We start from the raw sequence: 17151 nt of genomic DNA on the forward strand, positions 1-17151 counted from the left end.
GACAAAACGGACGCGTTGGTTCGAATGGAAAGGACGGTGGCCGGGCCGCGGGCCTTGCGGCGGCGATTTCCGGCTCTGCCGGAGGCCGTCCAGCAGGGGCGTCTGATCGTCGAGTCGCAGGCGTTGCAGTGGGGCCTGGCCGAGGAGACGGTGGAGAACGCCGTGCTGGTGACGTCGGAACTGCTCACGAACGCGGTCCGGGCCACGCGCGGCCGCCCGGTGTCGCTGCGGATGGCTCTGTCGGAGGCCGGGCTGCGGGTGGAGGTCTGGGATTCGTCACCGGTCCGGCCCAAGGCGTCCACGCCCGATCTCTCAATGCCGGAAAGGCCCGTCCCCGATGACGCTCCCGACCCCGGTGGATGGGGCCTGGGCATTGTCGACTTCCTGTGCAAGGAGCACGGGGTTCGCGCGGAGTTCGACGGAAAGACCGTGTGGGCCCTCCTGGCCGCCGAGTACCGCTGATCAGTGGTCTCGGAAACCGGCGCACAAGATCAAGATCCCTGATGTGATGGCGGACGTACACGGAAGGGACGGATCTTGATGTTGCCGTGGATTCCGCTGGGATCGCCTCACCCCCTGCCGTCGGCGAGCCACACGTCGGCGATGACGGCCACGCCGGACGGGCCCGTGATGGTCCAGGTCGGCGGTCACGAGCTGCTGGTCTGGCGGTGGGACGGATCGGCCTGGAGACCCGAGGAGCCGGTCCTTCCGCGTGAGGACGGCTACGTCCAGGGGAACGGGTACCCGAGCGGGCATGCGTTCGCCTACTTCGACGAAGAGGCCCGCGTTCCCGTGGCCGGATATCTCGACCGTTCGGGAACGGCCAGTTCGCAGCCGCTGGACGGCTCCGACCCCGTCGTCATTCCGGGCACCGGGATCTTCGGCGAGCTCACCGCGGTGTTCGACCCTTCGACCCGCAGGCCGATGCTCCACGGCTCGCACAGAACCGTTCTGCTGGACGGCGGAAAGATCGCGTCCGCCGTCGGCGGTCCGACCTTTTCCAGCCTGGGAACGCTCGCCGCGGATCCGGCCGGTTCCAGGGTGATCGCCGTCGACTTCGACCGGACCACACACGAATGGACGGGCGACGCCTGGCGCGAACTGCCGTCCCCACTGGCCGAGAGCTACACCGGCATCTCCACGCTGGCCTACTGCCCGTTCCGGCGACGAGTCGTCTGCGCGGTCGCCGACGACGAGACCGGGACGATGGACCTCAAGGTCCTGGAGGGAGACCGCTGGGTCGGCGGGCTTCGTGTCTCCGCCGTCCGCGCGGGTGCACTGCTGGCCGCCGGTCCCGGCGACCGGGCGCTCGTGATGTTCGGCGGGAGCGACTCCAGCGGGCTCATGGTGGCGGAGACCTGGTACTCCGACGGCGGAGAGTTCCGGCGCGTCGCGGCTCCGCTCGAACTCCCGTCCGCAGGCATGGTGTCGCCGGTGGTGCTGGACGGCCGCCTTGCCGTCGTCCACAGGCGTGACCTGTCGGTGCGCTTCCTCGAAGCGGGACGCTGGGGCGGGTGGGCGCGCCCGGCGAGCCCCGATGTTTCGACGATGCTCGGTCTCGACACGAACTTCGCCACTGACGGCTCCGACCTGTGGCTCCTGGACGGGATGGGCGTCCTGTGGTGCAGCAGCGGCGACGAGGGCTTCCGCCGCCTGGCGGAGGGCGGTCCGGGCCCCCGGCCCTCGGATCAGGCCGCCATGACCTATGACCAGGTCCACGATCGTCTCGTTCTCGTGGGCGGGGACCGGCGGATCGAGGGTGTCCGAGCGGCGTCCCGCCGGAACGACACCTGGGCGTTCACGGACGGAGCCTGGCGACGGCTGGAGACCCGAGGCACCCCGCCGGAGGGTCCTGGAGCGGCTGCCGGAACGCCTGCCGGCGTCTACCTCTTCGTCAACGACGAGCTCTGGCGCCTGGAGGGCTCCCGGTGGACCTGTGTGGCCCGGGGGCCGGAGCGGCTGTCCGGTGACCGCGCCCTCTGGTACGAACCGCACCGCGGGGTGTTGCTGGCCGCGGCTGAAGACGCCGTCTGGACGGTGGTGGGGGACCGGATCGTCCACGTGGCAGATCTCCCCGCCGGCAGCGTGGCGGCGCTCGACCCGTCCGCGGATCGCCTGGTCACCGTGACCTCCGGTCAACAGAACTTCGAGCTTCCCCTGGACGACCTTGACCTGGCCGAAGCGTCCCTGCCCGCCCGCTCGATCGAGCCGAGGATCCGCCGCGAGGAGCGGCCGGTCACCCGACCGCTCCTCGTCCCCCCGATCGACTCCCGCGAGTGGACGGAGTTGCGCCGCGGTCAAGAGGAGCAGAGCTTGAGGTACCTCGGCCCCGAGTACGCCGGCCGACTGGTCCGCTCCGAGGTGAGGCTGTCACACGGTCCCGGCACCGGCGGACGCACGCGCATGGGCGGAGCCCCTCTGCTTGATCAAGGCGCCCAGTGGCCGACCCGCGATGGCCGCCCGCTGAGCCTGCTCGCCCTGATCGACTGCGCCGAGGTGACGGCCCTGGGCGCGGTGGACCTGCCCCGCACCGGCTACCTGAACTTCTTCTACGACTTCCTGAACTTCCGCGATGAGGTCGTGAACGCGGAACCGGGCTTCGACGGCTTCGACGGGCTGGCGCCAACCCGAACCGACGGCTGGCGCGTCATTCACTCCGGCTCCGCTGCCACGGAGACCGAAACCCCTGACGAGGCCCTGCTCTTTCTCGAACGCACCATGACCTGCTCGCACACCGCGTTCACAATCGGTTACGCGGCGGATGCGGGCTACTTTTCTGCCGACTACCCGGACGAGGAACCCGAGGGGCCCGTCCTCGAACTTCCCGCCAGAACGAGCAGCCGCCTCTACGCCCTTGGCGACGCCTGGGAGGCCCTCCCTCCCGTCGGTGACCGCCCCGACGGCGAACCCCGCCACAAGATCGGCGGCTTCCCCGACTGGATCCAGGGCCCTATGTGGCACCACATCCAGATGTCCTCCAACGGCATCCCGCTGGACGGCGACGAGCCGGATCCCCGGGAGGCCGCGCTACTCCCGTCCACGCCCGAATGGCGTCTTCTCCTGCAACTCGATACCGACGACGAACTCGGCTGGCTCTGGGGAGACGGCGGCCGCCTCTATTTCGCCATCAGAGTGGGCGATCTAGCGAAGGGCGACTTCAGCCGGACTTGGCTGGCGGCCGACTGCTACTAGCAGGCTTGGCGCGGAAGGCGCGGCGGTAGGCGCCCGGGGTTGTGCCGAGGGTGTTCAGGAAGCGTCGGCGGAGGTTGGTGGCCGAGGAGAGGCCGACGCGGCGGGCTACGGCGTCTAGTGGAAGGTCGGAGGACTCCAGCAGGTCCTGGGCCGTGGCGATCCGCTGGGAGAGCAGCCACTGACCCGGGCTCGTGCCGAGTTGGTCGATGAACCGCCGGGTGAGGGTGCGCGCTGACACGCCCGCGTGCGCGGCGATGCTCTCGATGGTCACCGGCTCGCTGAGCCTCTCGGTGACCCACTCCAGCAACGGCGCGAGCGTGCCGTCGATCTGTGCCGGGTGCGGTGGCGCCGAGTACTGCAACTGCCCGCCCTCACGGTGGGGCGGCATGACCATGGTCCGTGCGATGTGTGCGGCGTACTGGGCGCCCTGGTCGCCGCGGACCAGGTGCATGCACAGGTCGATGCCGGCGCCTGCGCCGGCGCTGGTGGCCACGTCACCGTGGTCCACGTAGAGCACGTCCGGGTCGACCTGGACGCGCGGGAAGCGTGCGGCGAGTTCGTCCGCGAGCGCCCAGTGGGTGGTCGCCGTGCGTCCGTCCAGCAGGCCGGCGTGCGCCAGCGCGAAGGCGCCGGAGCAGATGCTGACCACTCGCGCTCCCCGGGAGTGTGCGCGGCGCAATGCCTGGACGACCGCGGGTGAGGGCTCGTCGGTGGGCACCCAGCCTGGGACGACCACGGTGTCCGCCCGGTCGAGTGCGTCCAAGCCGTCGGTCACGAGCATGTCGTACCCGGCTCGCGTCGTGATCGGGCCAGGGTGCTCCGTGCACACGCCGAAGGCGTACCGCGTCGGAAGGCCCGGCCGCTCGATCCCGAACACCTGGGCCGCGCAGGCGACTTCGAAGGTCGACTGCGGCGGCCGGACGAGCGCCGCTACTCGGTGCATGGCTGAAAAGTACCGCATGATGTCTTTCCTGACACTCGGCGAGGGCTGCGGCCGGCCGCCAGGCTGGGCCCCATGACGACAGAACAGAACACGCCTGGCTATGTGTGGGCCTCCGTCCAGGACGCGCCGGTCCGCGAACTCTTCCCAGGCATCCGCCTACGTCCGCTGTGGAGCGGGGACAACGGCGCGAAGGCCTATGTGCTGGAGATGGACGCGAACACAGGCTGGCAGGGGGTCGACGTCCACGAACCGGGTCCCGAGGAGGTCTATGTGGTCTCCGGTGTCTTCAACGACGGTGACCGGGACTACCCGGCGGGCTCGTTCATCCACGCCCCCGCGGGTTCCTCGCACGTCCCGCAGACGACGACGGGCTGCACGCTGTTCCTCTTCTACCCGGAAGGGTAGATCGTCCGCCTCCAGCAGGTCCGTCAACGAGGAGGTGGGCTTTACCGCTTCGCGGGAATGGGGGGCGATGTGGGGGATTGGTTCACGCGGGAGATCACGGACGCCGGGCGGCTCCGGTTGTTCTGCTTCTTCGTCGCGTTCATCGCCGGGTTCCTGTTCATCCGGTTCAGCGTGCGGATGATCCGGGCGCAGGTGCGGTGGTGGCCGGGAAACGTCACGCCCGGCGGGCACCACGTCCATCACGTGGTGTTCGGGCTGGTGTTCATGTGCGTGGGCGGTGTGGGCGGCCTGGCCGTCCCGGAAGACGCCGCCGGATGGGCGGCGGCCGCCGCTGCCGTGTTCGGTGTCGGGACGGCCCTTGTACTGGACGAGTTCGCGCTGGTCCTGCATCTGCAGGACGTCTACTGGACCGAGCAGGGCCGGCTGTCGGTCGAGGTGGTGTTCATCACGATCGCGCTGTGCGGGCTGCTGCTGCTCGGGCTCAGCCCCGTGGGTGTGAACGACGCCGGAGACGGCCTCTGGAGCTTCGTGAGCGTCATCTTGTTCAATCTGTGCGTGGCTGTGATCGCGCTCCTCAAAGGCAAGGTCTGGACCGGCGTCCTCGGCTTGTTCATCAGTGTGTTCGCGATCGTCGGAGCGGTCCGGCTGGCCCGTCCCGACTCGCTGTGGGCGCGGCGCCGGTACGCGGAGGGTTCCCGGAAGGAACGGCGGGCGCGGATCCGGGAGCGCCGGTACCGCCTCCCCATCCAGCGCCTGGGAGACCGGCTGAGCGACCTCGTCGCCGGCCGGCCGTCCATCAGGTCCTAGCTCAGTTCAGTCAGCCGGTCCAGGTAAAGGCAACGGCGGGCGAGGCCGTCCAGGTCGACGGCGAAGTACATCGCCATGAGCGGATTGATGAACAGTTCGCTGCCGCGGGTCCGGGTGTGAACCGGACATCGCCGAACCGCCCGCGTAGGAACCGTCTGCGGTGAGAGCGGCCAGGTTCTCCAGGACGTGCGAATGGTTCACCTGTTGCCTTCAGCGTGGAGGCCCCGCCCTTAAAGGCGGGAGGAAACGCGGCACAGTGCCGCACGATAGTTCTGTGGGGTTCGTCGGTCCGGGTTTTGTCGGCGGTGGCCGGTAGCTTTCCGAGCATGACCCGCTACCGTCTGCAGCTGACGCCCGTGCAGCAGCAGGCGTTGCTGGAGCATTGCGGGCACGCCCGGTTCGTCTGGAACCTGGCCGTTGAACAGCAATCCTGGTGGCGGCCGGGGCGCGGGTCGGCGCCGGGGTTCGCCGAGCAGTGCCGCCAGCTCACCCGGGCGCGGGCGGAGTTCGCCTGGTTGCGCAGCGGGTCGGTGACGGTGCAGCAGCAGGCGCTCAAGGACTTCCACCAGGCCATGAGCAACTTCTTCGCCGGTACCCACCGCCGCCCCACCTGGCGCAAGGCCGGACGGCACGAAGGATTCCGGATCGTGGCGGTCAAACCCGGCGACGTGCGCCGCGTCTCCCGCCGGGTCGGCCAGGTCAAGATCCCCAAGGTGGGGGTGGGTGCGGTTCCGCTGGTCCCGGCCCATCCCTCACGCGGCCAAGTCCTACCGTGTCACCCGGGACCGGGCCGGGCGCTGGCATGTCGCGTTCGCCGCCATCCCCGCCCCCATCCCCAAACCCGGCAGCGGCGAGGCGGTCGGGGTGGACCGCGGCGTGGCCGTGGCCGCGGCGTTGTCGACCGGTGACCTGCTGACTGTTCCTGGACTGCGGGAGGCCGAGCGGGCCCGGCTGGGGCGGCTGCTGCGCAGACTCGCCCGCACCCGGCCAGGTTCCAGACGCCGCGCCCAGATCAAGGCCGCGATCGCCCGGCTGAAAGCCCGCGAGACCGACCGCCGCAAGGACTGGATCGAGAAGACCTCCACCAACCTGGCCCGCCGATTCGACGTAATCGCCGTCGAGGACCTCAACATCGCGGGGATGACCCGTTCGGCGCGCGGCACGGTGGAGGCGCCGGGCCGCAAAATGGCTCAGAAGGCCGGCCTCAACCGGGGCATCCTCGCCGCCGGCTGGGGCGCTCTGGTCGCCCGGCTGGAGGACAAGGCGCCCGGACGCGTCATCAAGATCGATCCGCGTAACACCTCGCGGACCTGTAACGCCTGCAGGCATGTCGCTGGGGAGAGCCGTGAGAGCCAAGCGGTCTTCTTGTGTGTGGCCTGCGGGTTCCGGGTCAACGCTGATGTGAACGCGGCCTGCAATATTCGTGATACGGCCGCAGGGCATGCGGTCGCTGCACGGGGAGGCCCGCCACTGGGCGGGCCCGCGAACCGTGAACCTCAACACGACCTCCCCCTCACGGGATAGCGGTCGCTGTTGGAATCCCCCTCGTTCACCGAGGGGGAGGATGTCAAGCCGTGGTAGGCGTCCACCGCGCATGAGGATGTCCGGGCCGCCGTCCACCAGGACGACGGCGTCCAGGCTGAGACGCTCGGCCAAGTGGTGGTACGCCTTACGAAGAGGCTGGACGCCGAGTTTCGAGAACGCGTAGACGGTGTCCCGGCGGCTGTGGAGGGACAGCCAGCGCGCTAACGTGCCTTCGGGAAATTAGTCGTCCCGCCGCCCGCGCCGGCGATGAGGATGCGACCGTCCTTCTTCAGGCGCGTGAACAGCGGGGGTTCCTGGAGGGAGAACACCACGTGACCGTAAGGGATCGGGCGAGGCTGATCGATCCATTTTCGGGGACCGCGAACTTTGGCAGAGGAGTGCACGTCTGACTATGCGGTGGCCGTGGACGTCGGGGGACCACGGCCACCCCGAGTCAGTACGGGGACGGGCCGCCGAACATCTCGCTGAGGCGCGGGGCCAGTTCGGGATCGCCGCGCAGTCGCAGGCGGCCGTCCATGAGGAGGGACGCCGGATTGGCGTCGCCGGCGAGTACCCGCAGGAAATCGGCCGTCGTCAGAGTCAGGACAAGGGACGCGTCCTTCGCCGGGCCCGGGTGAGCGCGGGCGCGCGTCTTTCCGAGTTCGAGCGTCCACACCGAGTTGGTCAGCCGGAACTCCAGTTCCCCGGTGAAGCCGGCCGCGGCGGACGGGTCGAACGCGCGGGCCATTCCGGCGAAGAAGAGGCGCTGGGCGGCGGGGCCGAAGTGGCGTTCGATCTGCTCGTCCGACCGGCCGTGGACGAGTTTGTAGAAACCTTGCCTGAACCGTCTGCGGCTCGCCGAGCGGATGTCCCGCGAACGGTGCGCGCGGGCCACTTCGGCGTCTTCGTCGATGCGGTAGCCCGGCGGCAGGGTCCGGGCGGGTTTCCGGCGGGCGAGCGCGGCCTCGACGGCGGGGGCCAGCCGTTCGGCCTTGGCGGCCTCCCGTTCCTCGCGCCCCTCGGTGAAGTGCGGCAGGACCGCCTTCCCGAACAGTTCGAGCGACTCGCAGATGTGCTCGTGCTTGTTCGGCCCCGCCTGGAGGACGAACGCGATCTGGTCGACGCCGACCGACTCGTAGCGCCGGATCAGGTCGATGACCTGCTCCGGCGTGCCGACGGCGCCACGAAGGGACCCGACGTTGACGTTGAGCGTCTCGGCGTTGGCGATGATCTGCTCGCGGGAGAAGCCGCGGGCGTCGCGCCGCGAAAGGAACTCCTCCCAGACGTCGGTGCGTCCGGGATCGTGCGGCGTGGGCCCGTAGTAGTGCGCCAGTGCGAACGCGAAGAAATGCGCTCCGTCGATGCCCCGCTCGATGGCGGTGGCCTCGTCCTCGTGCAGCATCATCGGCAGGACGACCGACACGTTCGGGTTCACCGCGAACCCCGCCGGGACGCATTCCTCGGACGCCAGGATGCGGTAGTACTCGTCCACCCATTTGCCCGCGTCCTCGGGCTCGACGAAGGAGAACGACAGGGCGCCGATGCCGTTAAGGGCCGCGAACTGGATGGTCTCCCGGCGCGAGCACGCCACCCACAGCGGCGGATGCGGCTTCTGCACGGGCTTCGGCAGCACGTTCCGCGGCGGCATCTTTATGTCCCGCGACGACCACCCGGCGAACGGCTCCTCGACGAACATCCGTGTGATGGCGTCGATGGCGTCCTGCCATTGGGCCCGCTTCTCGGTGCGACGCACTCCGAACCCGCCCAGCTCGGCGCTTGAGCTGGATTCGCCCGTCCCGAAGTCGACTCGCCCGTTCGAGACGAGATCGAGCGTCGCGATCCGTTCCGCGATCCGCGCCGGATGGTTCACGGCCGGAGGCAATTGGACGATGCCGTGCCCGAGCCGTATCCGCTTGGTCCGCTGCGACGCGGCGGCGAGGAACACCTCGGGCGCGGACGAGTGCGAGTACTCCTCCAGGAAGTGGTGCTCCACCTCCCACAGGTAGTCGAACCCGACCCGGTCGGCGATCTCCACCTGGTCCAGCGCGTCCTGGTAGAGCTTCAACTCCTGCCCGTCGCTCCACGGCCGCGGCAACTGGTGCTCGTAGAACAGCGAGAACCGCATGGCGAACCACCTCCCGGCCAGCCTCACTCGAATTGGACACCGCGTCAACACGCATGCCCGGAAGGGATCACATCCCGGCTCCCTTGCCGGGAGGGCCGCGCCTGGCACGGTAGATCCCGAAACCGTGGTGAAGCCACAAGCGTCCACACAAACAACCCGGTGCCCGTGCCACACGAGCACCCCGACACAACCAGGGATTCACTATGAAGACTCGTCGCCTGACCGCGATCGCTGTCGGCGTCTTCACCGGCGCTCTCACCGGCGCTCTCACCGGCGCCCTCATCGAGGGCTCGGACGTCGTCCTCGCTGATCTCTCCCTCCCCGCCATCATCGGTGGCATCGGTGGTATCGGCGGGGTCGCCTGCGCCTCCGACGGCCCCGACACCACCGGCGGCAGGAAGCTCGCGCGGCGCATCGCCCGTGGCACCGCGCTCGCCGTCATCGGCTGCGTCGCCTTGGCCGCCCCGGTCGTCGACATCACCGATGGTTGGGCCTACCTCATCAACGGCGTCTGCGGTTTCGCCGCAGGTTTCGCCGTCGGCACCACGCCCGGCAAGCCGGCCCAGAAGGGCCGGTGATACCGGACGAGCCGCACAGGACAAGCGCCCGACCTGCTCTCGCAGGTCGGGCCATTCCTCTTCCAGGGGGAAGGGCCTTGAGGATCGGATCCTCAACCAAGCGCTCGCTTGACGATCGCCGCGTCCGAACGGCACGGTGAACCGGACGGCATGTGAGAGGAGCGCCATGGCGCCGTTGGACGGACTTCGGGTTCTCGACCTGACGATGTGGCGGCCCGGGCCGTACGCGACGCAGCTGCTCGCACAGCTCGGCGCCGACGTGATCAAGGTGGAGCCGCCCGGCGGGGAGCCGATGCGGATGTTCGGCGACCACTTCGACGTCCTCAACCGGCACAAGCGCGGCATCGCGCTCGATCTGAAGTCCGAGGACGGGCTCAAGGCCCTCAGGGAGCTCGCCAAGGACGCCGAGGTCTTCGTCGAAGGGTTCAGGCCGGGTGTCGCCGAGCGGCTGGGGGTGGGGCACGAATCCCTGAGAGAGCTCAACCCGCGCCTGGTCTACTGCTCCATTTCCGGATACGGGGCGGAAGGGCCGCTCAAGGACGTCCCCGGGCACGACATCAACTACCGCGCCTACGCCGCCGCGCTGCCGCCCGACGCCGTCTCCCCGGAGGCCGACGAGCTTCCCCTCGCGGACATGGCGGCCGCCACGATGGCCGCGTTCGCGATCACCGCCGCGTGCCTCAAGGCGCGCGGAACGGGCGTCGGTGACCGCATCGACCTCGGCATGGCGGACGTCCTGGCGCACTGGGTCGGCACCGTACCGGCGGCGACGCGGCGTTCGGGCGCGGGGCCCGTCCCCGGCTACGGCGTCTACCCGACGAAGGACGGCCGGAAGATCACCCTCGGTGTCGTGTCCGAGGAGAGGCTCTGGTCCGCCACCTGCCGCGCCCTCGGGATCGACGAGCACGCCGATGTTCCCTTCGTCGAACGGCTCGGGCGGATAGGCGAGCTGGACGCGGCCGTGACCGCGGCGGTGGCCGGGCTGACGCAGGCCGAGGCCATCGAGAGGCTCGGCGAGGCGGGGGCACCGGTGGCGCCACTCGTCTCGCATGCCGAGATGCTCGACCTCGACCATTTCCGGGAGCGGAGAATTCAGGAGGAAGGCCCCGTGCGGACCACCGTCCACCCGCCGCTGCCGCAGGGCGCGGTCCCCGGGCTGGACGAGCACCGAGGCCAGACCTGGCGGCGTCTCACGGACTGAAATTCCGGGCGGATTGTCCGATACGTTTGGCATGCTTGTGACGTGAACGCACGCGCGATGAGTCCCGTCCTGGTCGGCAGGTCCGCCGAACTCGGGCGGCTCAGGGGCGCTCTCGCCGCCGCGCCCGGGGCCGTGCTCGTCGGCGGCGACGCCGGGCTCGGCAAGACCCGCCTGATCCGGGAGTTCGCCAAGGACGCCGAGGCGCGGGTGCTGGTCGGCGGCTGCCTGGAGCTCGGCTCCGACGGCCTGCCGTTCGCGCCTTTCACCACCGTCCTGCGCGGGCTCGTCCGCGACATCGGCATCGACGGCGTCGCCGGGCTCGTCCCGCGCGGCGACACCGGCGCCCTGGCCCGGCTGCTGCCCGAGTTCGGCGAGCCGGAGTCGGACACCGCGTCCGGCGAGGAGCGCGCACGGCTGTTCGAGGTCGTGCTGACGCTGCTGGAGCGGCTGGCCGAGCGGGGCCCGTTCGTGCTGGTCATCGAGGACGCCCACTGGGCGGACCGTTCCACTCGCGACCTGCTGGCCTTCCTGATCCGCAATCTCGGCACCGCGCCGCTGCTGATCGTCATGACGTACCGGTCGGACGAGCTGCACCGCACCCATCCGCTGCGTCCGCTGCTCGCCGGGCTCGAACGGCTCGAACGCGTCCGCCGGGTGGAGATCGGCCGGCTGCCCCGCGCCGACGTTGAGGCCCTCGTCACCCAGCTGCTCGGGCAGACCCCGCCGCCCGGCCTGGTGGAGCGGATCGAGGCCCGCAGCGAGGGCAACCCGCTGTTCATCGAGACGCTGCTCGACGACGACGGCACGCTGGCGTGCGAGCTGCCCGAGTCGCTGCGCGACCTGCTGCTGGCGGGCGTCCAGCGGCTTCCCGAGGAGACGCAGGACGTCCTGCGGGACGCCAGCGGCGGCAGCACCCGGATCGAGCACGCGCTGCTGGCGGCCGTGTCCGGGCTCGACGACGCCGCGCTGACCCGCGTCCTGCGGCCCGCCGTGGCCGCCAACGTCCTCGTCGTCGACGGCGACGGCTACGCGTTCCGGCACGCCCTGATCCGCGAGGCCGTCCACGACGATCTGCTGCCCGGCGAGTACACGCGTCTCCACACCCGCTATGCCGAGGCCCTCGAAAAGGATCCGGGGCTCGTTTCGGCAGGGCGGCTCTGGGTGGAGCTGAGCTACCACTGGATGCAGGCCCACGACAGCACGTGGGCGCTGGTCGCGTCCTGGCGCGCTGCGGGAGAGGCCCGCAAGGCGGTCGCCTACGCCGAACGTCTCGCGATGCTCGAACGCGTCCTCCAGCTTTGGGACAAGGTGCCGGACGCCGCGGAGCACATCGGCGTCGACCACGTCACCGTGATGGAGGAGGCCGCGGCCGCCGCCGACGCGGCCGGCGAGTACGACCGCGGCGTCAAGCTCGTCACCGCCGCGCTCAAGGAGGTCGAGGCCGCGGACGGCGAGCGCGACACCGCCCGCTGGGCGATGCTGCTGGAGCTGCGCGGCCGCATGCTCTACCACCTGGCGCGCCCGGGTTTCGTCGAGGACCTGCGCGCCGCCGTGGAGGCGCTGCCGGCCGACCCGCCGACCATCCTGCGCGCCCGGGCGCTGTCCACGCTGGGCAACTACGTGCGCATCACCATCTCCATGGAGGAGGCCCGCGAGGCGGCGCTGGAGTCGCTCGCCATCGCGCGCGCCCTCGGCGACCCCATCGCGGAGGCCGAAGCGCTGATCACGCTGTTCTGCGCCCACATCGACTACGAGGACGAGGGGCGCCTGACCGAGGTCGGGGAGACCGCCGAGCGCAGCCGCAACCATCGGGTGCTGCTCCGCTACTACGTGATCAAGTCGCACTTCCTGGAGGGCGCCGGACGGCACGAGGAGGCCGCCGCCGTCGCCGAACGCGGCACGAAGCTCGCCCGCGAGTACGGCGTGGCCCGCACCCAGGGCACGTTCCTGTCGATCAACCAGGCCGAACCACTGGTCTCGCTCGGCCGGTGGGACGAGGCCATGGCCGTGATGAACCACGCGCTGGAGCAGGACCCGGCCATCACCACCCGCACGTCGCTGCTCGTCCTGTCGGGCTGGGTGGCGCTGGTGCGCGGCGACCTCGCGACCGCCCGGGCGCAGTTGGCCAGGTCCCGCGAGATCCTGCGGCTCAAGTTGAACTGGCTGAAGACGCAGGACTACTTCAGCACCCTCTGGCTTGAGGCGAGCATCGCCTCCGCCGAGGGACGCCCCGAGACGGCGCTGGACGCCCTGCGCCTCGTCCTCGACAAGGGGGGCATGCCGGACGACGCCCGCTACGCATGGCCGGCGCTCATCGTCGGCGCTGCGGCCTGCACCGAACTGGGCGACGCCGCTGCGGACCGGTTGCGCCGGTTCGAGGAGCGCGCCGCCGGCCTCGAAGCCAGCGGCCCGCTCCAGCACGCGCACTGCCTCACGTTCGCCGCCGAACTGGCCCGGGCGCGCGGCACTCTCGACCGCGCCGCCTGGGAGGAGGCCGCGGCCGAGTGGGAGGCGCTCGCCAACCCCTACTACCGGGCGCGTGCCCTGACCCGCGCGGCGGAGGCCGCGCTCGCCGAGGGCGACCACGACGCTGCGGCGGACGCCCTGCAGACCGCCGCCGAGCTCGCGGACCGGCTGGGCGCCGCGCCGCTCGCCGGGCAGATCGCCGACCTGCTGCGCCGCACCCGGATGCCGCGCCGGACCGACGCGTCCGCGCCGCTCGGGCTCACGCCCCGCGAGTACGAGGTGCTGCGCCTGGTCGCCGACGGCCGCAGCAACCGCGACATCGCCGAGGCGCTGTTCATCTCGGTGAAGACGGCCAGCGTCCACGTGTCGAACATCCTCGGCAAGCTGGACGTGACGAGCCGCGGCGAGGCCGCCGCCACCGCCCACCGCCTGGCCCTGTTCGCCGCACCGAAGGTCGACGCCTGATCCTGCGGATCCTGCCGCGCCTGATCCCGCCGGAGCTGATTCGGTGGCGGGGATCTCCCCTCCGCTGACCCCCGCCACACGAACCGTCGGACCACACGGGAACTTGGTGGCCGGCCTTCTCGGTCACGGCCCGCGGAAGCAGGCGGTGCTTCGCCGCCCGGAGAGGCGTCCCGGAACCGTCGGGCCACGACCAGTGTCGCGGTCCGCGGGCCCGGACGCGGCGCGAGACATACCGTTGCGGGCGACAGAAAAAAGCGACGGGGACAGGCCGGCTTCCGTGACCTGTCCCCGTCCGCGCGGCGCGGGTCAGCGCGGGACGCGCGCGACGCAGATGACCGTCTGCCCGAACGGCGGCTTCACGAAGCGCTCGATGGTGCGGGTGAGCGGCACCACCGTCCGGTCGTAGATCTTGACGAGCTTCGGGTCGGGGTAGCCGGCGCCCCCGCGGCGGACCGCGAACCACCAGGCGATGCCGCCCAGGAAGTTGATCGGCTTGAGGACCTCGGGGACCAGCCCGGCCTCGCGGACGGACTTCTCCAGCGTGGCCGGCGTGTACCGGGTGACGTGCCCGACCTTGCGGTCGAAGTCGCCGTACAGCTGCATGTAGCCGGGCACCCAGATGACGATGCGGCCGCCGGGCTCGGTGACGGCGGCGAGGTCGCGCAGCGCCTGGACGTCGTCCTTGATGTGCTCCAGGACGTTCATCATCACGACGGTGTCGACCTTCTGCCGGATCTTGATGTCGGCCGGCAGGGCCAGGTCGATGACCTCGACGTCGTCGTTGTCCTCGTAGCGGTTGCGCAGCTCGCCGACGCAGTACGGGTCGTTGTCGCTGACGACGAGGTAGTCCAGGCGTCCGGCGAACTGCTCGGAGAAGTGCCCGAGACCCGAGCCGACCTCCAGCATGGACCGGCCGACGTGCGGCGCGATGGTGTCGTACTCGTACTTGCGGTAGTTGCGGGCCTCGTCCCCGCCCAGATGGTTCTCCAGCGCGCCCTCACCGGCGGCGGGCTGGACGACGTCCCCGTCGGGCGCGGGCCCGGCGGTGGCGGGGCCGGACTTCTTCGGGCCGCTGCCGATGAGGTTGAGGAGGGTGCCTGCGATGGACTTCTTCTGACCAGGTGACTGCATTACTTCCCGCTCGCTGGGTGCGTTGGCGTTCGGCTTCTCGTTCGCCGGACCGTTCTCCTGTGGGGGCGACCCCCACACCCCCGCTCCGCCGGCGCTCCGCTCCGGAGCCGCGACCAGATCCCCGTGGGACGGTTCGATCTCTGGCGCGAAGGTCGGGTCAGTCTATCCATGCGTACGCGCCGGACGTCCCGCGGTGATCGATCGCGGGCGCCCGCCGGGCGTGTCGCCAGGTCAGAGGATGGTGCGGTGTCAGCGGACGGTGCGGTGGACGTCCTCCCTGCTGCTCGGCCCCGGCTCGGACGACGCGATCCACGGCCCCGGGATGGACGGGTCCAGCACGCCCTCCTCCACCCAGGCGAAGTCTCCGGCGAGGACGGCCCGCGCCAGCTTCACATCCATCGCGTCGGTGTTGCGCCACAGCCCGTCGAAGAGCTCCTCGACGCGGACGTGCGCCTGCCGGCAGAACGCGTCGGCGAGCAGCAGGGCGGACCTGCCCGGCGCGGCGGCGCCGTCCGGGCCCGGGCCCACCGGCGGACCCTCCGCCGACGCGTCGGCGTGGGCGCGGACGCACACCGCGCTCATCGCGAACAGCTCGGCGCCGATGTCGACCATCCGGCCCAGGAACCCCTGCCGGTACTCCAGGCCGCCCTGCCAGCGCCCCGCCGCGTAGAAGATCGACCGGGCCAGCTTGCGGGACGCCCGCTCGACGTACCGCAGATGCCGCGCCAGCGGCCCGAACTCGGCGTAGGCGTTCGGGCGGTGCCCGGCGCCGGTGACGAGCGTCGGCAGCCAGCGCGCGTAGAACCCGCCCGCCTTCGCCGCCGCCCGCGCCTTCTCCCCGGTGGACGCGTCCGGGTCGATGATGTCGCCGGCCACCGACAGATGCGCGTCCACCGCCTCGCGGGCGATCAGCAGGTGCATGATCTCGGTGGAACCCTCGAAGATCCGGTTGATGCGGAGGTCGCGGAGCACCTGCTCGGCCGGGACGCCGCGCTCGCCGCGGGCCGCGAGGGACTCGGCGGTCTCGTAGCCGCGGCCGCCGCGCAGCTGGACCAGCTCGTCCGCGGCCCGGCACGCCATCTCCGACGACCACAGCTTGGCGAGCGCCGCCTCGATCCGGATGTCGCCCCGCTCGTCGTCCGCGAGCTGCCCGGACAGGTCGAGCATCGCCTCCATCGCGTACGCGGTCGCCGTGATGAACGCGATCTTGCGGGACACGGCCTCGTGCTCGCCGACCGGCCGGCCCCACTGCACCCGCTCCTTCGACCACTCCCGCGCGATCTTTGTGGCCCACTTGCCGCTCGCCGCGCACATCGCGGGCAGCGACAGCCGGCCGGTGTTCAGCGTGGTGAGCGCGATCTTCAGGCCGGCGCCCTCCGCGCCGATCAGGTTCGCCTTCGGGACGCGGACGTCGTGGAACCGGGTGACGCCGTTCTCGATGCCGCGCAGCCCCATGAAGGCGTTGCGGTTCTCGACGGTGATGCCGGGCGTGTCCATGTCCACGATGAACGCTGAGATGCCGCCGCGGTGCCCGTCCGACTTCGGGACGCGCGCCATCACGACGACGAGATCGGCGATGACGCCGTTGGTCGTCCAGAGCTTGACGCCGTTGAGGACGTAGTCGTCGCCGTCCGGGACGGCGGTGGCGCGCAGCCGGGCCGGGTCCGAGCCGACGTCGGGCTCGGTGAGCAGGAACGCGCTGACCTCCCGCGTGCAGCGGGGCAGCCAGGCGTCCTGCTGCTCCCTGGTGCCGAACAGCTTGACCGGCTGCGGGACGCCGATGGACTGGTGCGCCGACAGCAGCGCGCCGATCGCGGGGCTGACCGACCCCGCGACCATCAGCGCGCGGCCGTAGTAGACCTGGCCGAGCCCGAGCCCGCCGTACTTCTCCGGGATCTTCATGCCGAGCGCGCCGAGGTCCCGCAGGCCCTTGACGACGTCGTCCGGGATGCGCGACTCCCGCTCGATCACCGCGGGGTCGATCTCGGCGGTGCAGAACTCGGTGAGCTTGGCGAGGAACTCCTCGCCGCGGCGCCGCGGCTCCTCGGCCGGGCGCGGATGCGGATGGATCAGGTCGAGGCGGAAGTCGCCGAGGAACAGCTGCTTGCCGAAGCTCGGCAGCCGCCATTCGGTCTCCCGGGCCTCCTCGGCGACCTTCCGGGCCGTCCGCTCGTCGACGTGCGCATGGGTTCGCTGGCTCATGTGATCGAACCTTCCCGTGGCCGGTTGGGGAAACCCTGCCCGGCCGGAGAGCAGAAATGCTCCAATGAGTCCGGACCGTCGCCGACGGCCTTGACCGGACCAGGCCAGAGGG

Annotated in this window: 12 protein-coding genes and 1 pseudogene; 9 read left to right on the forward strand and 4 right to left on the reverse strand. The window is 70.8% G+C overall.

The genetic code is table 11. The features are described from left to right. Positions 1-24 precede the first annotated feature (24 nt). Positions 25-462: an ATP-binding protein gene (locus ACQPZP_RS07170; protein ID WP_433476846.1), complete on the forward strand. Its 438-nt coding sequence runs from the start codon at positions 25-27 to the stop codon at positions 460-462. A 141-nt stretch (positions 463-603) separates the two neighbouring features. Further along, positions 604-3192, forward strand: a complete 2589-nt coding sequence (locus ACQPZP_RS07175) for a DUF1963 domain-containing protein (RefSeq protein ID WP_433476847.1) — start codon at positions 604-606, stop codon at positions 3190-3192. Here ACQPZP_RS07175 and ACQPZP_RS07180 read toward each other — a convergent pair. Then, positions 3158-4135 carry a helix-turn-helix domain-containing protein gene (locus ACQPZP_RS07180; RefSeq protein WP_433476848.1) on the reverse strand — a complete coding sequence of 326 codons (978 nt, stop codon included), beginning with the start codon at positions 4133-4135 and terminating at the stop codon, positions 3158-3160. The two genes, ACQPZP_RS07175 and ACQPZP_RS07180, sit on opposite strands and share 35 nt — an antisense overlap. A gap of 72 nt (positions 4136-4207) precedes the next feature. Here ACQPZP_RS07180 and ACQPZP_RS07185 point away from each other — a divergent pair, with 72 nt between their 5' ends. The 4 genes and pseudogenes from ACQPZP_RS07185 (at position 4208) to ACQPZP_RS07200 (ending at position 6871) form a co-directional block, all read left to right on the forward strand. Further along, positions 4208-4540 (forward strand): cupin domain-containing protein, encoded by a 333-nt coding sequence (locus ACQPZP_RS07185; RefSeq protein WP_433476849.1) that lies wholly within the window; start codon positions 4208-4210, stop codon positions 4538-4540. Positions 4541-4609: 69 nt separating this feature from the next. After that, a complete protein-coding gene (locus tag ACQPZP_RS07190) occupies positions 4610-5347 on the forward strand; it encodes a hypothetical protein (protein WP_433476850.1) in 738 nt (245 codons plus the stop codon). 326 nt (positions 5348-5673) lie between these two features. Further along, a pseudogene (locus tag ACQPZP_RS07195) lies at positions 5674-5733 on the forward strand (hypothetical protein); the annotation flags it as partial. Between the two features lie 337 nt (positions 5734-6070). Then, positions 6071-6871 (forward strand): RNA-guided endonuclease InsQ/TnpB family protein, encoded by an 801-nt coding sequence (locus ACQPZP_RS07200; RefSeq protein ID WP_433476851.1) that lies wholly within the window; start codon positions 6071-6073, stop codon positions 6869-6871. 454 nt (positions 6872-7325) lie between these two features. On the opposite strand, the gene ACQPZP_RS07205 is transcribed toward ACQPZP_RS07200, so the two are convergent. Continuing rightward, positions 7326-8996, reverse strand: coding sequence for an LLM class flavin-dependent oxidoreductase (locus tag ACQPZP_RS07205; protein ID WP_433476852.1), 1671 nt, complete (start codon positions 8994-8996; stop codon positions 7326-7328). Positions 8997-9199: 203 nt separating this feature from the next. Here ACQPZP_RS07205 and ACQPZP_RS07210 point away from each other — a divergent pair, with 203 nt between their 5' ends. The 3 genes from ACQPZP_RS07210 (at position 9200) to ACQPZP_RS07220 (ending at position 13706) form a co-directional block, all read left to right on the forward strand. After that, a complete protein-coding gene (locus tag ACQPZP_RS07210) occupies positions 9200-9574 on the forward strand; it encodes a hypothetical protein (protein ID WP_433476853.1) in 375 nt (124 codons plus the stop codon). Positions 9575-9740: 166 nt separating this feature from the next. Then, positions 9741-10775, forward strand: a complete 1035-nt coding sequence (locus ACQPZP_RS07215) for a CaiB/BaiF CoA transferase family protein (protein ID WP_433476854.1) — start codon at positions 9741-9743, stop codon at positions 10773-10775. Between the two features lie 42 nt (positions 10776-10817). Then, positions 10818-13706: a helix-turn-helix transcriptional regulator gene (locus ACQPZP_RS07220; protein WP_433476855.1), complete on the forward strand. Its 2889-nt coding sequence runs from the start codon at positions 10818-10820 to the stop codon at positions 13704-13706. Positions 13707-14012: 306 nt separating this feature from the next. Here the strand turns inward: ACQPZP_RS07220 and ACQPZP_RS07225 are convergent, their stop codons facing one another. Both ACQPZP_RS07225 and ACQPZP_RS07230 read right to left on the reverse strand, forming a co-directional pair. Next, a complete protein-coding gene (locus tag ACQPZP_RS07225) occupies positions 14013-14837 on the reverse strand; it encodes a class I SAM-dependent methyltransferase (protein ID WP_433476856.1) in 825 nt (274 codons plus the stop codon). 249 nt (positions 14838-15086) lie between these two features. Then, a complete protein-coding gene (locus tag ACQPZP_RS07230; protein ID WP_433476857.1) occupies positions 15087-17039 on the reverse strand; it encodes an acyl-CoA dehydrogenase family protein in 1953 nt (650 codons plus the stop codon). Between the last annotated feature and the right edge of the window lie 112 nt (positions 17040-17151).

It is taken from the genome of Spirillospora sp. CA-142024, from assembly GCF_050942325.1.
Taxonomy (GTDB): domain Bacteria; phylum Actinomycetota; class Actinomycetes; order Streptosporangiales; family Streptosporangiaceae; genus Spirillospora.

Coding starts and splice junctions, on each gene's coding strand:
- ACQPZP_RS07170 (WP_433476846.1), top strand. CDS start 25: ATGGAAAGGACGGTGGCCGGGCCGCGGGCCTTGCGGCGGCGATTTCCG.
- ACQPZP_RS07175 (WP_433476847.1), top strand. CDS start 604: ATGACGGCCACGCCGGACGGGCCCGTGATGGTCCAGGTCGGCGGTCAC.
- ACQPZP_RS07180 (WP_433476848.1), bottom strand. CDS start 4,135: ATGCACCGAGTAGCGGCGCTCGTCCGGCCGCCGCAGTCGACCTTCGAA.
- ACQPZP_RS07185 (WP_433476849.1), top strand. CDS start 4,208: ATGACGACAGAACAGAACACGCCTGGCTATGTGTGGGCCTCCGTCCAG.
- ACQPZP_RS07205 (WP_433476852.1), bottom strand. CDS start 8,996: ATGCGGTTCTCGCTGTTCTACGAGCACCAGTTGCCGCGGCCGTGGAGC.
- ACQPZP_RS07210 (WP_433476853.1), top strand. CDS start 9,200: ATGAAGACTCGTCGCCTGACCGCGATCGCTGTCGGCGTCTTCACCGGC.
- ACQPZP_RS07215 (WP_433476854.1), top strand. CDS start 9,741: ATGGCGCCGTTGGACGGACTTCGGGTTCTCGACCTGACGATGTGGCGG.
- ACQPZP_RS07225 (WP_433476856.1), bottom strand. CDS start 14,837: ATGCAGTCACCTGGTCAGAAGAAGTCCATCGCAGGCACCCTCCTCAAC.
- ACQPZP_RS07230 (WP_433476857.1), bottom strand. CDS start 17,039: ATGAGCCAGCGAACCCATGCGCACGTCGACGAGCGGACGGCCCGGAAG.